This is a genomic window from Methanoculleus sp. 10, assembly GCF_913757945.1.
Classification (GTDB): Archaea; Halobacteriota; Methanomicrobia; order Methanomicrobiales; family Methanoculleaceae; genus Methanoculleus.
Genome location: NZ_CAJYDP010000002.1, coordinates 245,793 through 256,663 on the forward strand (window position 1 = coordinate 245,793; position 10,871 = coordinate 256,663).

Annotated in this window: 4 protein-coding genes; 3 read left to right on the forward strand and 1 reads right to left on the reverse strand. The window is 58.7% G+C overall.

What is annotated here, in order from left to right; translation table 11 throughout:
• The first annotated feature begins 117 nt into the window (after positions 1 to 117).
• A complete protein-coding gene (locus QZ408_RS03040; protein WP_292489672.1) occupies positions 118 to 2,451 on the forward strand; it encodes a 6-bladed beta-propeller in 2,334 nt (777 codons plus the stop codon).
• 171 nt (positions 2,452 to 2,622) lie between these two features.
• On the opposite strand, the gene QZ408_RS03045 is transcribed toward QZ408_RS03040, so the two are convergent.
• The gene (locus QZ408_RS03045; RefSeq protein ID WP_292489674.1) at positions 2,623 to 4,815 is read right to left on the reverse strand and encodes a S8 family serine peptidase; all 2,193 of its coding nucleotides are present in this window, start codon (positions 4,813 to 4,815) and stop codon (positions 2,623 to 2,625) included.
• A gap of 701 nt (positions 4,816 to 5,516) precedes the next feature.
• Between QZ408_RS03045 and QZ408_RS03050 the strand changes: the two genes are divergently transcribed.
• Positions 5,517 to 9,407 carry a lectin like domain-containing protein gene (locus QZ408_RS03050; RefSeq protein ID WP_292489676.1) on the forward strand — a complete coding sequence of 1,297 codons (3,891 nt, stop codon included), beginning with the start codon at positions 5,517 to 5,519 and terminating at the stop codon, positions 9,405 to 9,407.
• A gap of 734 nt (positions 9,408 to 10,141) precedes the next feature.
• Positions 10,142 to 10,867 carry a hypothetical protein gene (locus QZ408_RS03055; protein WP_292489678.1) on the forward strand — a complete coding sequence of 242 codons (726 nt, stop codon included), beginning with the start codon at positions 10,142 to 10,144 and terminating at the stop codon, positions 10,865 to 10,867.
• Positions 10,868 to 10,871 lie beyond the last annotated feature (4 nt).

The following is a 10,871-nucleotide window of genomic DNA, read 5'->3' on the forward strand; positions in this document are numbered from 1 at the left end:
CCTGCGAGACTGATCATCTCAGACGAGAAGCATTCACCGACCCGCGCCTGATGTACTCCAGGTTTCGATATCACCCGCTCAATGACCACCCTCTCGTTTTCCAGTCAGCGGGAGCGCATGAACCGGGACAGTATCGTGGATGTGGTGGATATGAAGCAGATAGTCTATCTTGTAGTTGTTATGCTGGCCGCGATGATGCCGGCGGCGCTTGCCTCGGACGAGTACCTGGTTGAACGGGCAGACCCGCTCATGCTTCCCCTGCCCCCTGATACCTCATCGATCCTGGACGTCCAGCAGAATTCGGGCACCACGGAGTATACCCTCGTAACAAAGTGGGGCACGAAGGCCTACGCGAAAGATGGAGATTTAGATAGACCATCAGGTATTGCGGTTGATGCTGCCGGCAATGTATATGTGACCGACACATGGAATAGTCGCATCCAGAAGTTTGATAGTGACGGAAACCTCCTTGCAAAGTGGGGGGACTGGAGTCTTGAGAGTGGTGGTTTCGAACTTCCAGTCGATATCGCAATTGATGTTGCCGGCAACATCTATGTGGTCGAAGAGATTAATCATCGCATCCAGAAATTTGATAGCTCCGGCAACTACCTCACGATGTGGGGATCAAAAGGTTCCGGGGATGGTGAATTTCAGTGGCCAAGCGGCATTGCCGTTGACACCGCCGGCAATGTTTACGTGGCCGATCCTGTAAATTGTCGCATCCAGAAGTTTGATAGTTCCGGAAACTTCCTCATGAAGTGGGGGTCATGGGGATGGAGAGATGGGGAGTTCCAATACCCGACCGATGTTGCCGTCGATGTTGCCGGCAATGTTTACGTGGCGGATCATCATAACTGCCGCATTCAGAAATTCGATAGTTCTGGCAACTTTCTGATGAAATGGAGATTAGATAACCCTAGTTATAACCCTGGTGACAAAGATCTTAAATGCACCAGCATTACAGTTGATACTCCTGGCAACATCTATGTATATAATGGGGATCGCATCCAGAAGTTCGATAATTCAGGTAACCTCCTTGCAATGTGGGGATCACAAGGTACCGGCGATGGCGAGTTCATATCATCCTCGATATATGTTGGCATCGTAGTTGATGCATCCAATAATATCTATGTAACAGATTCTGAGAATCACAGCGTCCAGAAGTTCGATAGTTCTGGCAATTTCCTCGAGAAATGGGAATCCGAGGCTCCCAGGAATGATGAGTTCCTGTATCCATCTGGTGCCGCAATTGATGCCGCAGGCAACATCTATGTGGCGGATACCTGGAATCATCGCATTCAGAAGTTTGATGATTCCGGCAATTACCTCTCGACACTGGGATCACTGGGTCTCGGTGATGGAGAGTTTCAATATGAGGTTCCCGGCATCGGGATTGATGCCTCGGGTAATATTTACGTGCTCGAAGGGATTCGTATCAAAAAGTTTGATGGTTTCGGCAACTTCCTCACAAAATGGGGATCAGAAGGTTCTGGAGATGGCGAATTTGGATGGCCACAGGGCTTCGCCGTTGATGCTTCCGGAATTGTCTACGTAGCCGATACAAATAATCACCGTATCCAGAAGTTCGATAGTTCCGGTAACCTCCTTACAACGTGGGGATCAAGAGGTAACAGGAGCGGGGAGTTCCAGTACCCATGGGGTATTGGTGTCGACGTTGCCGGGGATGTCTATGTGGCAGATACATACAATCATCGTATCCAGAAGTTTGATGGGTCAGGTAACTTCCTCGCAACGTGGGGGTCAGAAGGTTCAGGAGATGGGGAGTTCCAGTACCCATGGGGCGTTGCCATCGATGGTTCCGGTGATGTCTACGTGGCAGACAATGTGAATCATCGCATCCAGAAGTTCGATAGTTCCGGCAACTTCCTCACAGCGTGGGGATCACGCGGCCCAGAGGACGGAGAGTTTGAATGGCCAACATGCGTCGTAGTTGATGTTTCTGGCAACATTTACGTGGTAGACAATGGTAACCACCGTATCCAGAAGTTCGCACCAGCAGCCGCAACCCCCGCCGCCTTCACCACGAACACTACCGGCGGCCCGGTGCCGCTCGTGGTGCTGTTCACCGACACCTCGGCCGGCGATCCGACGGCGTGGTTCTGGACGTTCGGGGATGGAAACACCTCCTCCGACCAGCACCCCATCCACACCTACACCGCCCCCGGCACCTACACCGTGAACCTGACCGTCAGCACCGCAACCGGCTCAGCCGCACTTTCCCGGCCCGGTTACATCACCGTCACGGCTCCGAAGGGCGACGTCACAGGCGACGGCATCGTGGACATCAGCGACGTCTCGAAGGTGGCCTACATGGTCGTCGGGAAGGAGCCAGAAGATCTTGCCGCCGACTTCAACGGGAACGGCGTAGTCGACATCGGGGATGCGGCAAAGATCGCCTACTTCTTCGTCGGGAAGATTGAAGCGCTGTGAAGGGAGGGATGAAGCCGATCTCCCAGAAAACGTCCGAGGGGTAACGGTTCAGGCTGATCCGCGGGGGGGCGCAAGGCCGGACCCGGGTCTTCTCCCCCCGGACCGCGGCAGATATCGGCCCGCGCGATCAATCCGCCCCCGAAACAAAACCCTATCCGGGACACCCAACTGTTATAACTCACTGATCCGCCCCACAACAAAATATGCAACCTTTGCTGCATCCCCGATGTCGACGACGCCGTCGCCGTTGAAGTCGGCAAGGAGATCTTCCGGCACATTCCCGACGACCATATACGCGACGAGGGCCGCGTCCCCGATATCCACAAGATCGTTGTTGTTGAGGTCTCCCTTCACCCGAATCGTAAAGGCACCGGGAAGCAGTGCCGTCTTACCGTCGGCATTCCGGACCGCGACATCCCATGCCCCGGCCCGGGCCGCCGCGAGATCGAGGGTTGCGGAGATGGTGCTCGTATCGTTACCGCGGACTTCCGTTGCGATGACGTCCCGGTATCCTTCTCTCTCCAGCAGCACCGTCGCGCCGTCGAAAAACCCGCTGCCGGTAATCAGGATGGCTGCAGAACTGTTGCCGACAAACACCGTATCCGGCGAGATCCCGGTTATGCCGGGGGCGGGCCACCCGGAGTTCAGCAGTTCGAGGGAGGCCGTTGCAGACGCGAACCCTTCGAGTTCATCCGCCGCCTTCGGCCCCGAGACCGCGTACAGGGTGTAGGTCCCGTTCTCAAGCACTCCTTCAAGAGCTCCGGTGTCCCATACAAACGACCAGTTCCCGTCCCCGGTAACCGGGACCTGCACCATGCCGGGATCGATCAGGCCGACCCCGCCTGCATCAAGGCCGGGCCCGGTCATGTAGAGCCATGTGGACTCGTTATCGGTGTTTATGCCGCTGAGAGTTACCTCCACCCCGAAGAAGAAACGATCCCGGTCTCCGGCAGTTATGGTGACCGTCCCCGGATTTACAGACACGTTGATCGTATCAGAGAGCGACGGATCCTTCGGATCGATAACCGTGACGGTGAACGGCTGTGCAACGGTCGAGAAACCCGTCGCGTACCGGACCCGGGCAGTCCCCGATTCGGGCATAATCACCCTGCACGCCGTCTCATCAAAACCGGCACTCCCGCTTATCTCCCCGGGCAGAATACCCTGCTGGCCGGGGGCGACCGTAGGATACCTGCTGGCATCGGTGAGCCCGATATCGTTGATAGAGAGCCGGTACTCGCGGTATCCTTCGCCGGTGAGGGTGAGGGTAATGTTCTCCCCGCGGACGACGGCTTCGGCATCGGACTCTATAGTTGGCGGGACAGCTTCCCCACCACCCAGGGCAGCGAACGCATTGACCAGCCCGTAACCGTACCGGGTATCCTTCCCGGGTGAACCGAGGTCATCGGCAGTGTCTGCCAGCCGTTTTCGCACCTCAAGATTCGACATGCCCGGATAGCGGGAGAGGACAAGAGCCGCAACGCCCGAGACATGCGGGCAGGCCATCGAGGTCCCGCTCTTCAGGCTGTAGGTGTTCCCCGGTGCTGTCGAGAGGATCGACTCACCCGGGGCGACCAGTTCCAGGTTCGCCCCGTAGTTGCTGAACGGGCTGCGGAGCCCGGTTTTTCCGACCGAGCCGACGGCGATCACGGTATCATACGCCGCCGGGTAGTTGATCAGGTTCGCTCCGCCGTTCCCCGAGGCTGCAACGAGGATACACCCCTTCTCCCATGCGTACCGGCAGGCCTCTTCTACGATACGGGATGGTTCGGCAGCACCCAGACTCATGCTGATGACGTCCGCTCCGCTGTCTGCGGCATGGCGGATCGCCGCGGCGGTTATGGAACTGGTGCCGCTCCCCTTTGAGTCCAGCACTTTCTCCGCCATAATGCCGGACTGCGAAATTCCCGCAACCCCCAGCGCGTTGTTACTCACCGCCGCGGCGATGCCTGCACAGTGCGTCCCGTGGCCGTGGTCGTCCATCGGGTCGTCATCGTTGTTGATCCAGTCGTACCCCCCGGCGATGTAGTTGCCCATATCCGGATGGGTATAGTCGATCCCGGTATCGATGACGGCGATGATGACGCTGTTCTCCCCCCGCTCGATGCTCCAGGCGTAATCCGCCCCGATCCCCCCAGGCGCCCACTGCTCGGCATACCGGCGATCGTCGGGCACATAGGCCGGCACATCAAGGGCATAGACTGGGATATCGCGTTCGACGAACTTCACGCCCGGGCACTGCGAGACCTCTTCCATAAATCGATCCGGATCGGAGACCGATACGACCACCGCGTCAAGTCCGGTCAGCTCGTCGATAATCCGGACGTCCGGGGAGGAGAGATCGGCGTCGTCCAGGGTCTGCACCGAGCCCTCCTGAAAGCCGATAATGATGCGTTCGTGCTGCCCGGAGTCCGCCGATGCAGAAGTTATGCAGAAGGCTATCAGCGTTAAAACCGCTATGAATCGCAGTAGGAATTGTTTTCGTTCAGGATACTGCATGGTTCTTCCCCCCGGGGCAGGGGAACTGATTATCTGGTATATTTGTAGATCACCGTATATAGTTTGGTATGCAGGGCCACGTCTTATTGCCGGACAGGAAGCAGATAAGCCTCCATCTCCCGTCCTGTTTCTCTCCGGCTATCGCCCTGCGGGGAGCGATTGCCGTTCCGACAGGAATTCAGGAAACAGAAAGAGCTCCCGGGTGCGATCGGCCGAGGATGGCGCTTGAGAAGATCGGAGGCCTTTGAGCCGCTCCGGTTCGTTCGAACCGGAACAGGAGCCCCGGCATGGTGCGCGCTGCTCGTTCAGGCCGCTGCTCTCGTCTCCGGCCGCGACGAGCCGGATGTTCCGGACGGGTTCCTCAGGAAACCGTCCCGGGTTCTCTTCCCCGGAATGAAGAGAATACCTTCGGTCGGGCAAAATTATCTGTTTATGGGCCTGGTAACGCATTTTCCAGAACGGAATGTGTAAATAGAGGATGCTAAAATAGCTTCATGCCGTTGCCGCACTTCCAGGGCGTCCGGAAGGGTCGTGCGGCACCGTCTCAGCGGAGATTCCTTATGTGCATGGTCACCCGAATACAGATCGTCGTGGTCGTTGCTCTCATTGCCGGCATAGCGCTTGCCGTGCCGGCGGCCGCGACAGGAGGACAGAACAGCATTGCCGTCTCAGTTGCGCCGATCAATCCGGATTTCCTCGCATACCAGGAAACTGCGGGAGAAACCATGCTGGCCTCATCTGAGGATGGGGGCATGCATCCGTCCGGGCTGATTCCCCCGCCCCTTGATCTCTCCCACATCAGGGCCAGCAAGTCACGCTCTGCTCCTATGTCGGCGCAGGAGACTCTCCCGGCGGCATACGACCTTCGCTCGCAGGGGAGAGTGACCCCGGTGAAGGACCAGGGTCACGCCGGCTCGTGCTGGGCATTTTCGGCCATCGCTTCGCTCGAATCATCTCTCCTTCCCGGAGAAACACGGGATTTTGCGGAGAATCACATGAAGAACCTCTGCTCCGCCGGTTATCCGGAAGGGTTTGACTCTGCCGATGGCGGGGACCACCTTATAGCAACCGCATACCTTGCCCGCTGGACCGGGCCGGTGAACGAGGAAGACGACCCTTATGATGACGCATCGGATGTATCCCCGACCAATCTCGTCCCTGAGAAGCACGTCCAGAACGTCCTCTTCCTTCCCGACCTGATCGGCCCGAACGAAGTTGCAGCGCTCAAACGGGCCATCATGGAGCATGGGGCGGTGTACACCAGCATGTACGTGAATGTGAATGAGAGTTATCCCTACTACAACCCTGAGACTGCCGGCTACTATTATGACGGCACGGAGGAGCCGAACCATGCCGTGACCGTCGTCGGATGGAACGACACATACGACAGGAGTCTGTTTGCTTCCGTTCCCCCGGAAGGAGGCGCCTGGATCATCAAGAACAGCTGGGGCACGGAATTCGGTGACGAGGGGTATTTCTTCATCTCCTACTGCGACTCAAAGATGGGGGTTGACAACACAGTCTTTATCGCAGAAGATACCGGCACCTACGATGCCGTCTACCAGCACGATCCGCTCGGGTGGGCTGGGAGTATCGGCACCGGGAGTAAGGCGGGGTGGTTTGCCGCCGTCTTTACCGCTGGTGCCGACGAAGAGCTCCGTGCGGTGAGCCTCTATACGGGGCAATGTGACTCCCCGTACGAACTGTATGTCTACCTCGATCCTGTAGCAGGTCCGATCAACGCCTCAGGCCCGGCCGCGTTCCAGACCGGGATGATCGACGATGCCGGGTACCGCACAATCCCGCTTGAGAACCCGGTCGCCCTCTCTGCCGGCCGGACGTTCTCGATTGTGATGAACCTGACCACGCCGGGTTATGAGTACCCGATCCCGGTCGAACGTCCGGTGCCCGACTACTCGAGTAAGGCTGCAGCAGAGCCCGGCGAAGGCTACGTGCATATCAACGGAGCGTGGAAGGACCTGGCCGATGAGTATGAGAACTACAGTCCGTGCCTGAAGGGGTTCACAACGGTTCCTACAACTCTCTCCGTCACCGGCATCGCCCCGGACCACGGCTACCGGATCGTGCAGGTCGCCAACCTCTCCGGGACGGGCTTCCGGGACGGCGCGGTTGTAAAACTCACCCGCACGGGGCAGCCGGACATCGCGGCCACGGGGGTTTCCGTAGTATCCCCGTCACAGATCGCCTGCACGCTCGATCTCACCGGATGTGCGGCAGGCCCCTGGGACGTGGTCGTTGAGAATCCCGATGGGCAGACCGCCGTGCTTCAGCAGGGATTTACCATCACGGTCCCCCTCACCCTCACCGCGAATAAGGATGCCGTCGTGCGCGGCGACAGCGTCACGGTGACCGTCAGCGGTGAGAGCGATCATGCGTATTTCATCTACATTCTGGCTGTCAACGGCACCTCGCCGCCGGAATATCCCTCGATCGCACCCGGGCAGCCCGGAGTGAGCAGCACCGGTACCTGCGGCCCGCTGGTGGTGGCGAACGCGACCGCTGCGTCATGTGCAAACGTCACCACCACATCGCTCGGCAGCCGCCCGGTCCGGTTTGATACGAACACCTCAACCAGGGCCGGGACGTACACCATCGAGGTGATCGACTGGGCCGATGCTTCACGGTCTGCCACTCTCCCGGTGAGCGTGGAGCAGGGGGCAGTCACCATCGTGGCAGCCGGCACCGGGGTGTACTCTACCGGTGGAGAAATAATCTTCTCGGGTACAAATACCGACAGTGCGACGACATACCTCTTCGTTACGGGACCGGGGCTTGCCGCGAACGGCGTGAGACTCGATGACGTAGCCATACCCGGCGTAACCGAAGACGCCGGCACGTTTACACGGGTGGAGGTTGAACTGGACGATACGTGGGAATACCGGTGGGATACCGGTGCCTGCGGCCTCCCCCCCGGCGGCGGCACCTTCACCGTTTATGCCGTCGCGCTGCCCGGCGCCAGGGACGATCTGGCCGATGCCGTGTATGGAACTGCCTCTGTCACACTGAGGGGCGAACCGGGTCCGACAGCCGGCTTTACCGCGAACGCCACCGCCGGCCCGGCGCCGCTCGCGGTGCGGTTCACCGACGCCTCGACCGGGAACCTGACTTCATGGAACTGGTTCTTCGGTGACGGCGCGACCTCGACCGAGCAGAACCCGGTCCACACCTACAGAACGCCGGGTACCTACACCGTCAACCTGACGGTCGCCAATGACGTCGGGAGCGACTCGGCGGTGAAGACGGACTTCATCACCGCAACCGAGCCGGCCGGGCCTTCCGTTCTCCCCGGGTACAACCACATCTTTGTGAAGGTTGCAAACGACGCCGGCGCGAAGTACAACGCTTTTGGCAATAACACCTATAACATCAGGTTTGAAGGCATCAACCGTGGTCTCAACGCCCTCCATATCTCCACCGACCCGGCGGTGAACTTTGGGCAGGTGACGGTATCCGGGGACCAGAGCGGCACCATCTATGCCACTGATTCCGGCGGAAAGGGCTACGAGGACGATATCATCCTCATGGTCGCCGTCAACGGGACAATCCCTGACGATTTCAGGCTCCATGTCACAGCAGACGGCTACACCTGGACGCCGGACCCCTTGCGGAACCAGGCACCCTCCCTCGACAATGTGACCTACCAGTCAGTCTCCCTCAACGAGACCTTCACGAAAGAAGACTTCATCTACGGCCCGCAGATCTGGAAGCCGACCGGGAACGAGGTGGAGTACCCCCTCTATGCAGGCCAGAACATGAATGACACAGAGAACACCTTCCGCCTTGTGTTCATCGATCTTGATGCCGGTGTCCTCCGGCCGAACGAGACCCTTGAGAACCGCGGTGCGGTCAGGATCAACTATACCTTCGAGAACCTGAAGTCGTTTGCCGCCTTCAGCGTCTACGGATACTGCAGAAACTCCAACAACGGCGATGATATGGTCGCCTGGACGAACGCCCTCACTCCCGACAAGGCGATGAGCGGCTACTCGGTCATCGGGGGAACAGGGTTGCCTGTCACGGCATTCACGGCCGAACCGCAAAATGGCATCGCCCCGCTCGCGGTGCGGTTTACCGACGCTTCGACCGGCAACCCGACGGCATGGAACTGGTCCTTCGGCGACGGGAACACCTCCAGTGAGCGGAATCCGGTCCACACCTACGGAGCGCCGGGGACCTACACCGTGAACCTCACGGTCAGCAACACAGATGGCTCCGCCACGCTCTTCAGACCGGACTACATCACCGTCACGGCTCCGAAGGGCGACTTCGGCGGGGACGGTGAGGTCGATATCGGCGACGTCGCCCGGGTGGCCTGCATGGTCGTCGGGAAGACGGCGGTCGACCTTGCCGCCGACTTCAACGGGAACGGGAAGGTCGATATCGGGGATGCGGCAAAGATCGCCTACTACTTCGTCGGGAAGGTTGAAGCGCTGTGAGGGGGGAAGAAGCTGATCTCCCGGAAAACACCCGTGAGGCCGCGTTCGGCCACAGGCTCAACTGATGAAGAGGGGGGCCCTGGCCTTAACCTGGCGCCGATGGAATCTCTTCTATTTTCAAGCAATGCCGAGAAGCGGTGCGTTCCCGGACAGGCTGTCCCGCAGGCAGCGCGCGCAGGCGGGGCGGTGGAGTGGAGCCGGCCCGGGGGTTCGGCGGGGTTTCCCGGTGCCCCCTTACGAGCGAAAAGTCATTTCATAAGGGCGGTTTTGGTCAAACGGGTTTGTCGCTCCAGTGATAAAAGGGAAACGTTTTTCCCTGCCCGGAGATCAGTATCGTGCATAGTCAGATAGCCGATCCGGCATCGTGAAAGACTGACTTCCCCGAACGAGAAGTATTCACCGACCGTCACCGATAATCAGCACGATCCCGGAACCGATCGGGATTTTCGACACCGTCTGCGTCAAGATCCACTCTCTCCTCTCCGGCAAGCAGGAGCTCCAGAACGGGTCGGCATCAAGGATGTGTGATGATGAAGCAGGTAGTCTTCCTTGTGGTGCTTTTTGCACTGGTAGCGTTGCCGCTGCCCGTAACGGCGATGGACATAGGTACGAGTGACAACACTACGGGTTCCTCTCTTGTTAATCCCACAGTTATATCTGTTGAGGCCTCACAAATTCAGTCAGCGTATGTTACTCTCACCCTTTATGTGCACGATGGCAGTACGAGTGGTTCGTTGCTGTCAAATGTTCAGGTGACCGGTTCCGACGGTGCCGGGAACTCGTTCTCCAAGACCACCAGTTCGGGAGGGTATGTGACGATTACCGGGAAACCCGGTACCTGGTCGTTCACCGCCTCGAAGAGTGGCTATAATTTCAATTCGTGGAGTCAGAGTATCACCGCCGCCTGCGAGAAACATGCCTACCTCACCGCCACCGTTCAGGACGTGACCCTGACTCTATACATCCACATCCACGATGGCAAGACCACCAGTTCAGGAGGGAGTGGTTCGTTCGTTGCCTCGAAATGTTCAGGTGACCGTATCCACCGGTGCCGGGCCACCGTTCAGGACGTGACCCTCTCCATCCACGACCACCAAAGTTCAGGTGACCGGTTCCGACGGTGGAATGTTCTGACCACCAGTTCGATGACGATTACCGGGAAACCCGGTACCTGGTCGTTCACCGCCTCGAAGAGTGGCTATAATTTCAACTCGTGGAGTCAGAGTATCACCGCCGCCTGCGAGAAACATGCCTACCTCACCGCCACCGTTCAGGACGTGACCCTGACTCTATACATCCACGATGGCAGTACGAGTGGTTCGTTGCTGCCAAATGTTCAGGTGACCGGTTCCGACGGTGCCGGGAACTCGTTCTCCAAGACCACCAGTTCGGGAGGGTATCGTGACGATTACCGGGAAACCCGGTACCTGGTCGTTCACCGCCTCGAAGAGTGGCTATAATTTC